This window comes from Streptomyces gelaticus, assembly GCF_014649535.1.
GTDB classification, from domain to species: Bacteria; Actinomycetota; Actinomycetes; order Streptomycetales; family Streptomycetaceae; genus Streptomyces; species Streptomyces gelaticus.
The window spans coordinates 195,474-211,330 of the sequence record NZ_BMTF01000006.1 but is presented as its reverse complement, the minus strand read 5'-3'; the positions used below and the strand labels follow the sequence as shown (position 1 = coordinate 211,330).

16 protein-coding genes are annotated in these 15,857 nt (G+C 70.8%); 4 read left to right on the top strand and 12 right to left on the bottom strand.

Going from position 1 to position 15,857, the window contains the following annotated elements:
- From IE107_RS11510 to IE107_RS11500, 3 genes are all read right to left on the bottom strand, one after another.
- Complete coding sequence (locus IE107_RS11510; protein WP_189543628.1) at positions 1–780, bottom strand: ABC transporter permease; 780 nt, start codon at positions 778–780, stop codon at positions 1–3.
- On the bottom strand, positions 777–1,790 hold the full coding sequence (locus IE107_RS11505) for an ABC transporter ATP-binding protein (protein WP_189543627.1): 1,014 nt from the start codon (positions 1,788–1,790) through the stop codon (positions 777–779). The genes IE107_RS11510 and IE107_RS11505 overlap by 4 nt, the downstream gene beginning before the upstream one ends.
- Positions 1,791–2,005: 215 nt before the next feature.
- Positions 2,006–2,668, bottom strand: a complete 663-nt coding sequence (locus tag IE107_RS11500; RefSeq protein WP_189543626.1) for a PadR family transcriptional regulator — start codon at positions 2,666–2,668, stop codon at positions 2,006–2,008.
- A gap of 188 nt (positions 2,669–2,856) precedes the next feature.
- On the opposite strand from IE107_RS11500, the gene IE107_RS11495 reads away from it, so the two are divergent.
- The 4 genes from IE107_RS11495 to IE107_RS11480 all read left to right on the top strand — a co-directional run bounded on the left by IE107_RS11495 (position 2,857) and on the right by IE107_RS11480 (position 7,318).
- A complete protein-coding gene (locus tag IE107_RS11495; RefSeq protein ID WP_189543625.1) occupies positions 2,857–3,441 on the top strand; it encodes a sigma-70 family RNA polymerase sigma factor in 585 nt (194 codons plus the stop codon).
- A 126-nt stretch (positions 3,442–3,567) separates the two neighbouring features.
- Positions 3,568–4,932 carry a cryptochrome/photolyase family protein gene (locus IE107_RS11490; RefSeq protein ID WP_189543624.1) on the top strand — a complete coding sequence of 455 codons (1,365 nt, stop codon included), beginning with the start codon at positions 3,568–3,570 and terminating at the stop codon, positions 4,930–4,932.
- A gap of 58 nt (positions 4,933–4,990) precedes the next feature.
- Positions 4,991–6,619, top strand: a complete 1,629-nt coding sequence (locus tag IE107_RS11485) for a molybdopterin-dependent oxidoreductase (protein WP_189543623.1) — start codon at positions 4,991–4,993, stop codon at positions 6,617–6,619.
- 255 nt (positions 6,620–6,874) lie between these two features.
- Entirely contained in the window at positions 6,875–7,318 is a 444-nt protein-coding gene (locus IE107_RS11480) for an SPW repeat protein (protein ID WP_189543622.1), read from the top strand.
- A 280-nt stretch (positions 7,319–7,598) separates the two neighbouring features.
- On the opposite strand, the gene IE107_RS11475 is transcribed toward IE107_RS11480, so the two are convergent.
- From IE107_RS11475 to IE107_RS11435, 9 genes are all read right to left on the bottom strand, one after another.
- Entirely contained in the window at positions 7,599–10,433 is a 2,835-nt protein-coding gene (locus IE107_RS11475; RefSeq protein WP_189543621.1) for a DEAD/DEAH box helicase, read from the bottom strand.
- A gap of 44 nt (positions 10,434–10,477) precedes the next feature.
- Positions 10,478–11,386 carry a diacylglycerol kinase gene (locus IE107_RS11470; RefSeq protein WP_189543620.1) on the bottom strand — a complete coding sequence of 303 codons (909 nt, stop codon included), beginning with the start codon at positions 11,384–11,386 and terminating at the stop codon, positions 10,478–10,480.
- 17 nt (positions 11,387–11,403) lie between these two features.
- Positions 11,404–12,351: a twin-arginine translocase subunit TatC gene (tatC, locus tag IE107_RS11465; protein WP_189543619.1), complete on the bottom strand. Its 948-nt coding sequence runs from the start codon at positions 12,349–12,351 to the stop codon at positions 11,404–11,406.
- A 49-nt stretch (positions 12,352–12,400) separates the two neighbouring features.
- On the bottom strand, positions 12,401–12,694 hold the full coding sequence (tatA, locus tag IE107_RS11460) for a Sec-independent protein translocase subunit TatA (RefSeq protein ID WP_014157210.1): 294 nt from the start codon (positions 12,692–12,694) through the stop codon (positions 12,401–12,403).
- A gap of 212 nt (positions 12,695–12,906) precedes the next feature.
- Positions 12,907–13,104, bottom strand: a complete 198-nt coding sequence (locus IE107_RS11455) for a hypothetical protein (RefSeq protein ID WP_189543618.1) — start codon at positions 13,102–13,104, stop codon at positions 12,907–12,909.
- A 19-nt stretch (positions 13,105–13,123) separates the two neighbouring features.
- Complete coding sequence (locus tag IE107_RS11450) at positions 13,124–13,420, bottom strand: CpXC domain-containing protein (protein ID WP_189543617.1); 297 nt, start codon at positions 13,418–13,420, stop codon at positions 13,124–13,126.
- A gap of 19 nt (positions 13,421–13,439) precedes the next feature.
- The gene (locus tag IE107_RS11445; protein WP_189543616.1) at positions 13,440–14,396 is read right to left on the bottom strand and encodes a helix-turn-helix transcriptional regulator; all 957 of its coding nucleotides are present in this window, start codon (positions 14,394–14,396) and stop codon (positions 13,440–13,442) included.
- A gap of 16 nt (positions 14,397–14,412) precedes the next feature.
- Positions 14,413–15,366: a helix-turn-helix transcriptional regulator gene (locus IE107_RS11440; protein WP_189543615.1), complete on the bottom strand. Its 954-nt coding sequence runs from the start codon at positions 15,364–15,366 to the stop codon at positions 14,413–14,415.
- A gap of 113 nt (positions 15,367–15,479) precedes the next feature.
- On the bottom strand, positions 15,480–15,854 hold the full coding sequence (locus IE107_RS11435) for an FKBP-type peptidyl-prolyl cis-trans isomerase (protein WP_189543614.1): 375 nt from the start codon (positions 15,852–15,854) through the stop codon (positions 15,480–15,482).
- Positions 15,855–15,857: the final 3 nt, after the last annotated feature.

The following is a 15,857-nucleotide window of genomic DNA, read 5'->3' as shown; positions in this document are numbered from 1 at the left end:
TCAGACGGACTTCTGGTACGAGCGGAACGTACGGGTCGACAGCCCGACCGCCACCGCGGCGAGGACCAGAAGGGCTCCCCCGCGACCGAGCACCGCCCCCCAGTCCGGCTCGCCGTTCAGCGCCGAACGGCCCGCCACCATTGCCCAGTCGACCGGGTTGAAGTCGGCGATGTGCCGCATCCAGGACGGCATCCGGCTCGGAGCCATGAAGGACGAGGAGAGAAACGTCAGCGGCAGGAGGAGGAAGGTGTTGATGCCGATGATCGACTCGCGCCGACGGACCAGCATCCCCAGGGCGTTGGAGAGCGCGCCGAAGACCGTACCGAGCAGCACCGAGGCGACGACCAGGACCAGCAGCCCGACCGCGCCGCCCGGGTAGGCGGCTCCGGCCGCCCGGCCGAGCAGCACGATGACGACGGACTGCGCGGCGGTGGCGACGCCGTTCTGCACGACGTTGGCGTTCATCAGCGCGCTGCGGCTGACCGGCGTCGTCAGGAAGCGGTCGAGGGTGCCCCGTTCGATTTCCTCCAGGGTGCCCATCCCGGCCCACATGCTCGTGCCGAGCGCGCTCATCACCACGATGCCCGGGATCAGGTAGTCCAGGTAGGACGTGGTGCCGAAGCCGCCGAGCTCGACGACCTCCCTGAAGAGGTTGCCGAACAGGAACAGCCAGATCGCCGGCTGGATCAGGGAGATCACCAGAAAGACCGGCTGCCGGACGATCTGCATGAGCTGACGCTGAGTCATATACCGGATCTGGGACAGTGCCTGACTGCTCATCGGTTGCCTCCGGCGGCGGTGAGGGCGGGAACCTGCCGGGCGACCGCGGCTTCGGCCTCGGCGAAGCGGCGCCCGGCGTAGCGCAGATAGACGTCGTCGAGCGAGGGGCGGGCGACGGTGGCGGCGGCAACCGCCGCACCGGCCCGCTCCAGAGCGGCGAGCAGGACGGGGACGGCCGCGGCGCCGTCCTCGGCGCGCACGCTCACCCGGCGGCCCTCGACCAGCACCTCGTGCACACCGCGCAGCCCGCCCAGCGCGGCGCCGATCATCCCGGCATCACCCTCGGCGCCCAGCTCCATGTGGACGGCGTCGCCCCGGAGTTCGCCCTTGAGCTCGTCGGGGGTGCCCTCGACGACGATCCGGCCGCGGTCGACGATCGCGATCCGCTCGGCCAGCCGGTCGGCCTCCTCCAGATAGTGCGTGGTGAGGATGATGGTCAGCCCCTCGTCGCCGGCCAGCCGGGCGATCTCGTCCCACATCGCCGTGCGGGCCTCGGGGTCGAGCCCGGTGGTGGGTTCGTCGAGGAAGAGCACCTCGGGGCGGTGGACCAGGCCGAGCGCCACGTCGAGGCGGCGCCGCATCCCGCCGGAGTAGCCCTCGGTCCGGCGGTTCCCCGCGTCGGCGAGGTCGAAGCGGTCCAGCAGCTCATCGGCGCGGCGCCGGACGGCCGCGCCCCGCATCCCGTACAGCCTGCCCTGGAGCAGAAGGTTCTCCCGGCCGGTGGCGACCGGGTCGGCGCCGGACTTCTGGGCGACGACGCCGATGGCGCGGCGGACCCGGCCGGGGTGGCGCAGTACGTCGTGTCCGGCGACGGTCGCGGTGCCGGAGTCGGGGCGCGTCAGGGTGGTGAGGATCTTGACGGTGGTGGACTTGCCGGCGCCGTTGGGGCCGAGCAGTCCGAAGACCGTGCCGGCTCCGATGGCGAGGTCCATGCCGCCCAGGGCGGTGACATCGCCGGGATAGGTCTTGATCAGGTCTCGCGCCACTACTGCGGGCGCACGGGTGCTCATGACGGAGCTCTCCTGTGGTCGGCGGGTGCTCGGGTGCACCGAGCACGCGGGTATGCCGAGCCGGGTCCGCGTGAAGAGCGCCGGGCTATCCTTGGTGTGCCGCACCTCGATGGCCCGGCCCGCCTCCACGGCGTGGCCGGTTCGGGGTTCGAGACCCCGGCGGTCGCTGCTCCAACAGCTCCCACCGGGGTCTTTCCCTGTCTGGTTCCTGCGATTCAGGCCTTCCGCTCCGGGGCCGGGACGATCTCCTGCTCGTCCAGGTCCTGCCAGTCCTGCGGGACTTCACCGGTCTCGTGGAAGGACTTCCACTCCTCGATGCCGCTGATCGTCTCTTCGGTCAGTTCGGTGCGGAAGCTGTTGATCCATTCCAGCTGTGCGTCGATCATGTGCAGCTGGTATTCGGTCTCGACGACGAAGACGCGGGGCAACTTCTCCCCCAGCTGGCCGAGGACACCCCGCAGGGCCGCCGCCTGGATCGCCAGCGCCGCCCCCCGGGTCTCCATCAGCTCCGCCACATCCTGCGGCGGCAGCACCGGCAGCAGCGACAGCGCCGTCTCGAAGACCGGGTACTCGGCGGCGGGCACGGCGAGCAGATCGGAGAGCCAGTCCAGCATCTCCGCGCGCCCGGCCTCGGTGATGCCGTAGAGCGTGCGCTCGGGGCGGTTGCCCTGCCGCTGGACGCCGGCCACCTCGACGTATCCGTGCTTCTCCAGGTTCTGGACGACGGTGTAGAGCGAGCCGAAGTTGATCTTGACGCTGTGTTCCTTGCCGCGCCGCCGAAGCGTCTGGGCGATCTCGTACGGATGCATGGAGCGCTCGGCGAGCAGCACCATGACCGTCAGCGCCAGCGGATTGCCGAGCTTGCGCCGCTTGGCCACCGCTCCCACCACCTCTACCTCGCCGTCGAATACTCGCGGACGAACATATCGCGTTCACTCTTACGCGTCAACCACGATGTATCGCGAATCTCAGGAGGCATGGAAGGATCTCGCGCACTGACCACACCGCACCGCCGTCGGTCCGGGATCACGTCGGGGAGCCGATGCGCGATCAGGGAGAAGACCCCGTGAAAGAAGCCGTGCACATCGGTGGGGCACCGTCGGAGGGACCCGATCTCCAGGAGCTGCTGGGCCTGGTCGCCCGGGGCGACCAGGAAGCCTTCACCACGGTGTACACCGCGGTGAGCGGGCCCGTCCTCGGGCTGGTACGGAGTGTGCTGCGCGATCCCGCCCAGGCGGAGGAGGTGGCGCAGGAGGTCCTGGCCGAGGTGTGGCGGTCGGCCCCTCGCTTCCGGGCCTCCCGCGGCAGCGCGATGACCTGGGTGCTGACCCTCGCCCACCACCGGGCCGTGGACCGGGTGCGCTCGGCCGAGGCATCGGCGGCCCGTGATCGCGCGGCGGCGCTGCTGGACCGTACGCCCGCCTTCGACCAGGTCGCCGAGCAGGTGGAGGCCCGGCTGGAGCGCGAACAGGTCCGCCGCTGCGTAGGGACGCTCTCCGAGCTGCAGCGCCAGTCCGTGACACTCGCCTACTACCGGGGGCTGACCCCCCGCGAGGTGTCGGAGCTGCTCTCGGTGCCGCTCGGGACGGTCAAGACCCGGTTGCGCGACGGGCTGATCCGGCTGCGCGGCTGCCTCGGGGCGAGCACGTGAGCGACGCCGGCGAACGCTCCGGCCGCGCCGCCGGGCGGACCCGTCCGGCACCGCACTCGCCGTACCGCGCCGTGACGACCCGTCGCACGGCGACGGCACGACCGACACCGGGAAGGGCACACCGCCATGGCTGTCTCCGTCGCACTGTTCACCTCGGACCTGCGGGTGCACGACAACCCGGTGCTGCGCGCCGCGGTGCGGGACGCGGATGCCGTCATTCCGCTGTTCGTGCGGGACCGGGGCATCCGCCGGACCGGCTTCGACGCGCCGAACCGGCGGGCGTTCCTGGCCGACTGCCTCGCCGACCTCGACGCGGGACTGCGCCGCCGCGGCGGACGGCTCGTCGTGCGGGAGGGCGACGTGGTGGCCGTCGCCCGTGCCGTGGCCGTGGCGACCGGTGCGCGGAGTCTGCACATCGGCAGCGGGGTGAGCGGGTACGCGACGCACCGCGAGAACGGGCTCCGTACGGCTCTGGCGGCGGCCGGCTGCACCCTGCACGTCCACGACGCGGTCGTCACCGCGGTCGCCCCGGGCCGGATCACCCCGGCGGGCCGTGACCACTACGCGGTGTTCACGCCGTACCTGCGCCGTTGGGAAGAGGTAGGAGTACGGGGAACACTGGCCGCGCCACGCGCGGTGCGGCTGCCGGACGGAGTGGAGTCGGAGCCGTTGCCGAAGCGGGCTGAGGTGGCCGGCGTCTCCCCCGGGCTCGCCGACGGCGGCGAGTCGGCCGGACGGGGGCTGCTGTCGTCCTGGCTGCGCGGCCCGCTGGCCGACTACGGGGACGGTCACGACGATCTGGCCGGTGACGCGACGTCCAGGCTCTCCCCCCACCTCCATTTCGGCTGCCTCTCGGCGGCCGAGGTGATCAACCGGGCGAGGCAACGGGGCGGGCCGGGCGCCGACGCGTTCGTGCGGCAGTTGGCGTGGCGGGACTTCCACCACCAGGTGCTCGCCGCACGGCCGGATGCCGCCCGGGAGGACTACCGCACCCGGCACGACCGCTGGCGGTCCGACGAGGACGAGATCGCGGCCTGGCGCGCGGGGCGCACCGGCTTTCCGCTCGTCGACGCGGCGATGCGACAGCTGGCGTACGAGGGCTGGATGCCCAACCGGGGCCGGATGCTCGTGGCCTGTTTCCTCACCAAGACGCTGTACACGGACTGGCGGGTGGGTGCCCGGCACTTCCTGGACCTGCTGGTCGACGGCGACCTGGCGAACAATCAGCTCAACTGGCAGTGGATGGCGGGCACCGGCACCGACACCCGCCCCAACCGGCTCCTGAACCCGGTGGTCCAGGGCAAGCGGTTCGATCCGCACGGCACCTACGTGCGCCGCTGGGTGCCGGAGCTCGCGGAACTGGCGGACGGCGAGATCCATGAGCCGTGGAAACTCACCGGGCCACGCCGGGCCGCGATCGACTACCCGGACCCGCTCGTCGGCCTGGCGGAGGCACGGGCCCGGTTCGAAAGGGCGCGCGGCCTGGACTGACCCGCATCCGATCGGGTGAGGGACCAATCCGCCCGGCACGGGGCGACGAATCCCGGTCGTGAGTGGAGATCGAGACGATGCACAGCGGACCGGGGCGGCCCGGCCCCGGCGACCGGGCGGGACGCGCACTGCCCTCGCCGCGCTCAGCGGTCTGATCGCCGGGTTCTGCGCCTTGGCGGTCGCCGAGTTGGCCGCGGCTCTCGTACGTCCCGAGGCGGGCCCGGTCACGGCGGTGGGCAGTGCGGTGATCGACCGCACTCCCCCGGCCGTGCGGGACTTCGCCGTACGGAACTTCGGCACCGCCGACAAGCTGGTGCTCCAGCTCGGGATCCTGGTCCTCCTGGCGTTCCTCGCCATGGCGATCGGGGTCCTGGCGCTGCGGCACCGACGGATGGGTTCGGCCGCCGTCCTGGTCCTCGGCCTGGTCGGGGCCGTGGCGGCGGCAGGGCGTCCGGAGGGTGTGCCGGCCGACGCGCTGCCCTCGGTGGTGGGTGCCGCGGTGGGCGTCGCGGTGCTGTATCTCCTGGTCGGACGACTCGTACCAGGGCCTCGTCCCGCTGCCTCGGCCGTGGAGCGGGACAAAGGTGCGGACGGCGGCTTCGACCGGCGCGGCTTCGTGGTCGCGGCCACCGCCACGACGGCGGCCTCCGCCGGCGCGGGACTCCTGGGCCGGCGGCTCACCTCCTCCGTCCAGGCCGGAGCCTCCGCCTCACGTCGCGCCCTGGTTCTCCCGGCCCCGCGTTCCGCAGCACCGGCACGTCCGCCCGGCGCCGATCTGAGGATCCGGGGGCTGAGCCCCTTCATCACCCCGAACAAGGACTTCTACCGGGTGGACACGGCTCTGGTCGTACCACGCGTCGATGCCGGCACCTGGCGGCTGAGGATCCACGGCAGGGGTGTGGCGCGGCCCGTCACCATCGGTCTCCGCGATCTGCTGCACAGGGAGGTCATCGAACGCGACATCACCTTGGCCTGCGTGTCCAACGAGGTCGGCGGGCCCCTGGTCGGCAACGCCCGGTGGCTCGGCGTACGGCTGGCCGATCTGTTGCGCGACGCCGGAGTGCGCCCCCCGTCGAAGGGCGGCCCCGCCGACCAGATCGTGGCGCGTTCCGTCGACGGCATGACGATCGGCACACCGGTCGAGGCGGTCATGGACGGGCGCGACGCGATGCTCGCCTTCGGCATGAACGGCGAGCCGCTGCCCTTCGAGCACGGCTTCCCGGTCCGGATGGTCGTACCCGGCCTGTACGGATACGTCTCCGCCTGCAAATGGATCGAGGACATCGAGCTGACGACCTTCGCCGCCTACGACGCCTACTGGGTCAGGCGGAGCTGGGCCCAGCAGGCACCGGTCAAGACCGAGTCGCGGATCGACACCCCCCGCCCGTTCGCCTCCCCGAAGCCCGGCATCGTGCCGGTGGCCGGGGTGGCCTGGGCCCAGCACCGCGGCATCTCCCGGGTCGAGGTCCGGGTGGACGGCGGGAAGTGGCACACCGCGCGGCTGGCCGCCGCGGACACCCGGGACACCTGGCGCCAGTGGGTGTGGGAATGGGCCGCCACATCCGGCCGTCACACCCTGGAGGTCCGCGCCACCGACGGAACCGGCGCCACCCAGACCGGTGCTCGCGCGGGCACCGTACCCAGTGGTGCGACCGGCTGGCACTCGGTGGTGGTCGACGTTCCCTGAACCGGCGGGTGCTGAACCGGAGTGCGGCGAAGGGACTGGGCGGTGGCCCGGATCGCGCGGTTCCCGCGTAACCGGCGCGGGGTTACGCGGTTTTTGCGCACCCCGCGCGCTTCCCATGCGGCCATGTGCGGTTCCCGCAGATTTCGCAGGTCCTGAATCTACACATAAGGGCGGTATAAGCGCAGAATGACATTGCAGGCCGCTTATCGCACAGAAGTGGCGGGTTGGTCTGCAGGAGCGAAGGAGACGAACCCCATGTCAAACCTCTCGCACACCGGCCGTGACATAGCCAGTCACCCGGATGTTTCCGAAATGCGCGATCGCTATGCCCGCGTGCTCGGTGGCCGCGATGTGGCCCTGGTGGACGCACCGGTGTTCCTCGTCGGTCTTTATTGCGCCATCTCGCCGTGGGTGCTGCACTTCACGGCAAGTCAGCCCGCACTCGCGACGCACAACCTGATCATGGGTATCGCGATCGCCGCCCTGGGACTCGGGTTCACCGTCATGCCGGAGCGCATGTACGGCCTGAGCTGGGCCATCTGCGCCATGGGCATCTGGACGATCCTCTCGACGTGGATCGTCGGCAGCAGCCCCGGCCTCGGCATCGTCCTCAGCAACGTCATCATCGGCGGTCTGACCGTGCTGCTGGGGCTGGCCTGCGTCGCGGTGTCCATGAAGAGCGGCAAGCGCGGGACCTGAGACAAGGGAGGGCCCGGCGGAAGGGAAGGCCCGGCCGGTCCGCTGCGCGCGGACCGGCCGGGCGCCGGTGTTCTCCGGCCCATGGGTCAGCCCTCCCGGAACAGCAGATGGTCCCCGTCGTACCCGAAGTACCGCGGTCCGGCCCCTCCGCCGCTCGAGGAGCAGGTCCGGGGCAGAGCCCCGGTCACGGGAAGGGGTGGCAGGGGACAGCCCGCCGCAGGCGCACCGCAACAGCCCACCGCACAACAGCCCGCCGCCACACTCCGCGGCGGCGGCCACCTCACCCCACCGAGCTGTAGGCCACAACCCCCCGCAACACCGCGTCCACCGCCTTGTGCGCACTGCGCGCCACAGAACTCCCGTCCCGGGGCGCCGCGGCCGCAATCTGCCCCAGCACGTCGATCACCTGCTTGCACCACCGCACGAAGTCTCCGGCCGGCATCTCCGCCTCGCCCAGCACCTCGTCCAGCGTCCGCCCCGACGCCCACATGTAGACCGCCCAGGCGAAGCCGAGATCAGGTTCGCGCTGCCCGACACCCTCCGCCTGGTTGATCTTGAATTCCTCTTCCAGCGCGTCGAGCCGACCCCAGATCCGGACCATCTCGCCCAGTGCGGTCCGCGCGGGTCCCGACGGCAGCTTCGGCGCCACCGCGTCGTCGGCCTGCCGTGCCTCGTACACCAACGCCGAGACGCACGCCGCGAGTTCGGCGGGGTTCAGCCCCTCCCACACACCCGCCCGCAGGCACTCGCTCGCCAGCAGATCGAGCTCGCCGTAGAGCCGCGCCAGCCGGCGCCCGTGCTCGGTGACCTCATGGCCGCGCAGATAGTCGAGCTCGGTGAGCAGCGCCACGATCCGGTCGAAGGTACGGGCGATCGTGTTGGTCCGCCCCTCGATCCGCCGCTCCAGCTGCCTGGTGTCGCGCTGCAGGCGGTGATACCGCTCGGCCCAGCGCGCATGGTCCTCGCGCTCGGCGCATCCGTGGCAGGGATGCGCGCGCAGCTCCGCCCGGTAGCGGGCGATCTCCCGGTCGTCGGCCGCGGGTGACCGCCCCTTGCGGTGCCGCTCGGGGACTATGTGCCCGGCCTTGGTCCGCAGCGCGGAGGCCAGGTCGCGGCGCGACTGCGGGGAACGCGGGTTGAACGACTTCGGCACCCGCATCCGCTCCAGCGCCTCCACCGGAACCGGGAAGTCGATCGAGGCGAGCCGCTTGACCTGACGCTCGGCCGTGAGCACCAACGGCCGCGGCCCGTCGTGGTATTCGAGCCCCCGGTGGCCGTGGCCGTTGGTCCGCCCGGCGGGCAGGCCGGGGTCGAGGACCAGCGCCAGTCCGGCGAACTTTCCGGTGGGCACATGGATGACGTCGCCGGGCTTGAGCCGCTCCAGGGACGCCGCGGCCTCGGCCCGCCGCTGGGTGGCGCCCCGCTTGGCAAGTTCGGTCTCCCGGTCCTTGAGGTCGCGGCGCAGCCGCGCGTACTCCTCGAAGTCACCGAGGTGGCAGGTCATGCCCTCCCGGTAGCCCTCCAGCCCCTCTTCGTTCTTCTGGACCTGCCGCGAGATGCCGACCACCGAACGGTCCGCCTGGAACTGCGCGAAGGAGGTCTCCAGCAGCTCGCGCGAGCGGTGCCGCCCGAACTGCTGCACCAGGTTGACGGCCATGTTGTAGGAGGGCCGGAAGCTGGACCGCAGCGGATACGTACGCGTACCCGCGAGTCCGGCCAGCGCCCCCGGATCCATACCGCGCTGCCACAGCACCACCGCGTGGCCCTCGACGTCGATGCCGCGCCGCCCGGCCCGCCCGGTCAGCTGGGTGTACTCGCCGGGGGTGATGTCGGCGTGCTGCTCGCCGTTCCACTTGACGAGCTTCTCCAACACCACCGAGCGTGCGGGCATGTTGATACCGAGGGCGAGGGTCTCGGTGGCGAAGACGGCCTTGACGAGCCCGCGTACGAAAAGCTCCTCGACGACTTCCTTGAAGGTCGGCAGCATGCCCGCGTGGTGCGCGGCGATGCCCCGCTCCAGCCCTTCGAGCCATTCGTAGTAGCCCAGGACGTGGAGGTCCTCGCCAGGAATGGACGCGGTCCGCTCCTCGACGATCTCGCGGACCAGGCGTCGCTTGGCCTCGTCGTTGAGCCGCAGTCCGGCGTGCAGACACTGCTGCACGGCGGCCTCGCAGCCGGCCCGGCTGAAGATGAACGTGATGGCGGGGAGCAGTCCTTCGGCGTCCAGCCGGTCGATGACCTCGGGCCGCGCCGGTGTCCAGATCCGGCTGCGCTGGCGCCGCTCGCGCTCGCGGTCGGCCTCGCGGACCATCTTGCCGCGGCGGCGCTCACGCGGGTTGTACCCGCGCTGGTTCTCCATGCGGACGAGCCGGACGAGGTCGGGGTTGACCTCGCGGCGTCCGATGCCGCGGCCGCCGTGGTCGGTCTCCTCCTCGAAGAGGTCGTACATCCGGCGGCCTGCCAGCACATGCTGCCAGAGCGGCACGGGGCGGTGCTCGGAGACGATCACCTGGGTGTCACCGCGGACGGTGTCCAGCCAGTCGCCGAACTCTTCGGCGTTGGACACGGTCGCCGACAGTGACACCAGGGTCACGGAGTCCGGGAGGTGAATGATCACTTCCTCCCAGACGGCGCCCCGGAAACGGTCGGAGAGGTAGTGCACCTCGTCCATCACCACATGGCCGAGGCCCCGCAGCGCCTGCGAGCCCGCGTACAGCATGTTCCGCAGCACCTCTGTGGTCATCACGACCACCGGGGCATCGGCGTTGACGCTGTTGTCGCCGGTCAGCAGGCCGACCTTCTCCGGTCCGTAACGCTTGACCAGATCGGTGAACTTCTGGTTGGAGAGGGCCTTGATGGGGGTGGTGTAGAAACACTTGCGGCCCTGTTCGAGGGCGAGGTGCACGGCGAATTCGCCGACGATCGTCTTGCCGGAGCCGGTCGGGGCCGCGACGAGCACCCCCTTGCCGGCTTCCAGGGCCTCGCAGGCCTCGATCTGATAGGGGTCCAGATCGAATTCGTACAGCTCGCGGAAGGGCGCGAGTGCGGTGGCCTGCTCGGCGGCGCGGATCCGAGAAGCCTGGTATCGCTCAGCTGGTGAGAGGTCCTCTGTCATCTTGCTTATGAGCCTACCCGCCGCCTCTGACAGCGACGCGATCTTTAAATCCCGGTGACAGAGCCCGGCGCGAGCACCCTGACCGCGCCCGGCACACAGTGTGCCGTCAGCGGCAGCGCCCCGAGTTGTTCACCGTCCGCGTACGCGGTGACACCGGCTGCGGCCAGCTCGATCGAGGAGACCCGGTGCACGGTGACCTGGGGATGGTCGAGATGCGTGCCCTTGTAGACGCGGGGGAACACCTTGAGCAGAGTGGTGCGGCTGCAGTCCCCGACGACGGTCACGTCGAAGAGCCCGTCGTCCATGACGGCGTCGGCGCAGATCCGCATGCCGCCGCCGTACGTCGTCCCGTTGCCGACGGCGATGAGCGTCGCCTCGATCTCCCGCACCGGTCCGCCGTCCAGCCGGACGCGGTACGGGATGGGCTTGAACGCGGCGAGTTCGGCGAGGATCGCGAGGTCGTACTTGAACCGTCCGCCGACCCATCGCATCCGGTTGCCGCGGTCGTTGACCCGGGAGTCGAAGCCGGAGGCGAGCACCGACCCGAACCACCGCTCACCGACCCGGCCCAGGTCGATCTCGCGCACGGCACCGCCCTTGAGCGCCTCGGCGGCCAGCCGTCCGGCGGCGGCCGGGTCCCGTATCGGCAGCCCGAGCGCGCGGGCGAAGTCGTTCCCGGTGCCGACGGCGACGGCCCCGAGCGGGGTCATCGTTCCCGCGACCGCCTGCAGGGCGAGCGACATCATGCCGTCCCCGCCGACGGCTATCAGGGCACCGGTCCCGGCGGCAACGGCCTCACGGGCCCGCCGCAGGGCGTCGTCGGCATCCTCACCGAGCACCGTACGCACGGAGAATCCGGCGTCCCGCAACGCGGAAGCGGCCGGCTGCGCAGCACGCGCGCCCCGGCCGCTTCCTGCGGTGGGATTGACGAAGAGGGTGATCTCGCTGGTCACCCGGGGACCCTACAAGGTCAGGTGATGTCGTCGTAACCGTTGGCCCGGTCACGGTCCGAGTTCGCCTGGGTGGGCAACGCCCTGCTGGGGGAGACCGATTCGACCTCTCCGATGCCCTCGGGGGTGAGGTCCAGCTTCGACGCCTCGTCGTCGTCGAGCTCGGCGTCGGGGTTGGCACGCCGCTTGCGCTTGTCGTTGAGCAGGGAGAAACCGACTGCGATGAAGTACAGCACGGCCAGCGGACCGGCCAGCAGCAGCATCGAGATGGGCTCGCCACCGGGTGTCGCGATGGCCGCGAACGCGGTGAGGCCGATGATCATCCCCCGCCACCAGCGCAGCATGCGGGCACCGGACAGGACGCCGGTCATATTGAGCAGGATGAGCAGCAGCGGCAGCTCGAAGGCCAGCCCGAAGACGATCACCATGCGGGTGATCAGGTCCAGGAAATCGTCCAGCGGCAGCAGGTTCTTCACGTTGTCGGGCGTGAAGCCGAGCATGATCTGGGCGGTCTGCGGCAGGATCGCGTACGCGAGGTAGGCGCCGGCGAAGAAGAGCGGGACCCCGGCGGCGACGAAGGCCATCGAGTAGCGCTTCTCGTGCTTGTGCAGGCCCGGGGCGACGAAGCCCCACAGCTGGTACAGCCACACTGGAGTGGCCACCAGCACGCCCGTCATCAGGGACACCTTCAGTGCGATGGTGAACGGCGACAGCAGGCCGTTGGTGGTCATCTCCGCGCACGGCCGACCGTTGATCATGGTCACGGCACCGTTCCTGCAGCCGACCGAATCCAGGATCGGCTTCATCAGGAACTCGAAGATCTCCTTCTGGAAGAACGCCGCCACGATCACGGCGACGACGATCGCCAGAACCGACTTCAGCAGCCGGTTGCGCAGCTCACGCAGGTGATCGAGGAGGGGCATGCGCCCCTCGTCGTCCTTCTCCTGCTTGCGGGCAGACTTGAGCAACCCACTTCCCTCGTCTCGTGCGGCAGCTGCCGGTGATGCGGATCAGCTGTCAGCTCTGGGTGGTGGGCTTGGCCTCACTGACCGGACGGGAGCTGGTGACGTCTCCCGGAGCGGCCTGGATCGTGCGCGCGGTGGCCGCAGGCGGAGTGGTGTCCGCGACGGTCTCCGTGGTGGGCGCCGCGGGCTCCGCATCGTCCTTCTTCATGGCCTTGGCCTCGCTCTTGAGGATGCGGGCCGACTTGCCGAGCGAACGCGCCATGTCAGGAAGCTTCTTGGCACCGAAGAGCAGCAGGATGACAGCGATGATCAGAACGATCTCGAGGGGCTTCAGATTGCCGATCATGTGCGACTTCCTTCTCACTGAGGCGACTGGAGGGCGGGCTCGCTACCCATTCGGCCGGACACACGTCCAACCTGTGCGCTGACAGCGATCGTAACCCGCAGGGGTAAACGCAAGGCAATGCCCGTGCATACTCCCGCTTGCGGCCCGCGCCTCCCCCTGGGCCGACGTCAGCAGCGTACCTCCGTACCGGTGAATCAAAGGCCGCTCCCCTGCTAGCGCAGCGCCTCGCCGGTCGCGGCAAGGTCCGTCGCCGCCCTTTCGAGGTCCTCCGCGGCACGGTTGATGCGCTGGGTGGTCCGCGTCACCTGGTGCCCGAGCCGCCGGGCCTCGATGAAGACCTTGACGGCCAGCACGCCGAGCACGGCGATCCCGAGAAATCCCAGGGCGATGGCGAGCATGGGCCAGAACATGCGCAGAGCCTCGATGTGTCTAGGGGGCCGACGGCGTGGAGGAGGACTGGTTGCCGGTGTGGAGGCGCAGCGTCCGCACCCCGCCCCGGCTGAGGAGCTCGACTATCCGCTCCCCGGCAGGCTTGCGGACGGCCGCGCCGCACTGCGGACAGGTGAAGGAGTAGAACGTCGTCCGGCGGCTCGCCCCCACGGCCAGCCGGATGGCGGCCGCGGCCAGTTCGAACCGCTCGCGGCAGTCCGGGCAGGCCGCCTTGAACCGTACGGACTCGGGCACCACCACGGTCGGAACACCTGACACCACAGACATATTGCTCATATCTCCCTCAGGTTTCCGCTCAGACCTGTACGTCGTACGCGGCGAGCGCCGCACGGGCCGCCTGCTGTGCGCTCCGCGCCAGCTCCGGCGGGGAGACGATGCGGCCCTCGCCACCCAGTCGCAGCGCGAGCCGGCGCAGCGAGGCCGGGTCGGGGGTGCGCAGGGCGATCCGCAGTCCGCCGTCGGGCAGTTCCTGTGCGCTGTCGTGCGGGTAGTACTCGGCGACCCAGCGTCCGCCGGGGCCCACCTCGACGACGACCTCCGGGTCCTCGGCGGCCGGCTGGACGAGCCCCTCGGACAGATCCCGCAGCTCCAGCTCGGGCGGCGCGGCCGGCTCGTCCAGCAGCCGGATCTCGGCGACCCGGTCGAGCCGGAACGTACGCCGGTCCTCGGACGACCTGCACCAGGCCTCCATGTAGGTGTGCCCCACGGCGAACAGCCGGATCGGGTCCACCTCGCGCTCGGTGAGCTCGTCGCGCGCGGGAGAGTAGTAGCGCAGCCAGAGCCGGCGCCGCTCCGAGATCGCCCGGTCCACATCGGCGAACACGCCGCCCTCGGACTCGAAGGTGACCGAGAGCCGCGAGCTCGCCGCCCCCACCTCGCCGGCCGCGGTCTCCAGCTTCGCGGTCGCCCGCAGCAGCGCCTGCCGGTCGCTCTCGCGCAGCCCCGGCAGCGTGGCCACGGCGCGGGCGGCGACCAGCAGGGCCGTCGCCTCGTCGGCCGCGAGCCGCAGCGGCTCGGCGACGTCGTCCGGGTTGTGCCACCAGATGCGGTCGCCGTCGGTGTCGATGTCCAGCAGGTCCCCGCCGCGGAAGCTCGTACCGCACATGGGCAGCACGTCGAGGTCCGAGATCAGCTCGTCCTCGGTGATCCCGAAGGCGCGGGCGACGTCCTGGACATGGGCGCCCGGGCGCTCGCGCAGATAGGTCACCAGGGAGAGCATCCGGCGGGTCTGGTCGATCGCGTTCGTGGCCATGGGTGCCGTTTCTCTCTCAGTCCTTGGCCACGGCGCGCAGCCGGTCCACCACATCGGCCCGCAGGTCGGCGGGTTCCTGTACGACGACGTCCGGACCGAACTCGACGAGCCAGGCGTCCAGACCGTGTCCGTACGGAATCTCCAACTCGTCCCAGCCGTTGCCGAGTTCCCGGACCGACACGGCGCGGGAGCGCAGCGGGTAGCCGGCACCGGTGCGCAGCCTGATCAGCGCGGTCCTGGTGGCCGTCTCCCCCGCCCAGCTCTCTACCGTCTCGCGCACGGTCACGACGTCGGGCACCTCGGCGGTGAACACCCCGGCGCGGGAGCGGACCCGGCCGGTGATCCTGGAGAGCCGGAACACCCGCTCGGCACTGCGGTCCCGGTCCCAGCCGGCCAGGTACCAGTGTCCGCGCCAGCACTCCAGGGTCCACGGCTCGACCTGGCGCTGTTCGGGCTTGGCGGCGTTGCCCTTGCGGTAGTCGAAGGTCACCGGGCGGCGGTCACGACAGGCCAGCATCAGCGGTTCGAACGCCGCCTCGTGGACGGGGATGCGCGGTTCGAGGGCACTGTGCACCTCGTACGCGTCCTCGGCCTCCGGCATCCCGGCGGCCCGCAGCTTCTGCAGCGCACCGCTGGCCGCGCCGGCCAGCCGTGCCTGCTGCCAGACCTTGGCGGCCAGCCCGAGCGCGGCGGCCTCCTCGGCGTCCAGCGTGATCGGGGGCAGCCGATTGCTGTCGCGGCGGGCGAGATACCCCGTCTCGCCGTCCAGGTTCTCCACGGTCTCGATGATCAGGCCGAGCTCGCGCAGGTCGTCCTTGTCGCGCTCGAACATCCGGTTGAAGGCGTCGTCGGAGCCCCCTTCCAGGTAGGCCTCGATGGATCCGCGCAGCTCGCGCTTGCTGAGCGGACGGCGGGTCCCCAGCAGGCACAGCGCCAGGTTCATCAGCCGCTCGGCCTTGGCAATCGCCATCGATGCCCTTTCTGTTTCGCCCTACGACGCTCGACCGTACCGCTACGCGGTGTCGGGACAAAAGCGAGGGCCCGTGCCTTGCGGCACGGGCCCTCGTATCGCACGGATGCGGATCAGACGGCGACCAGGTCGCAGACGAAGATCAGCGTCTCGCCGGGCGCGATGCGGCCGCCACCGGCGCCGCGGTCGCCGTAGGCGAGGTGCGCGGGAATGGTCAGCTGGCGACGGCCGCCGACCTTCATGCCCTGTACGCCCTTGTCCCAGCCGGCGATGACCTGGCCGGCACCGAGCTGGAACTGCAGCGGGGTGCCGCGGTTCCAGGAGGCGTCGAACTCCTCGCCGGTGGAGAAGGCCACGCCCACGTAGTGGACGGAGACGGTGGCACCGGCCTCGGCGACCGGGCCGTCGCCCTCCCAGATGTCCTTGATCTCCAGATCGGCCGGCGGCTCGCCACCCGGGAAGTCGATCTCGGGCTTCTCGATGCTCACTGA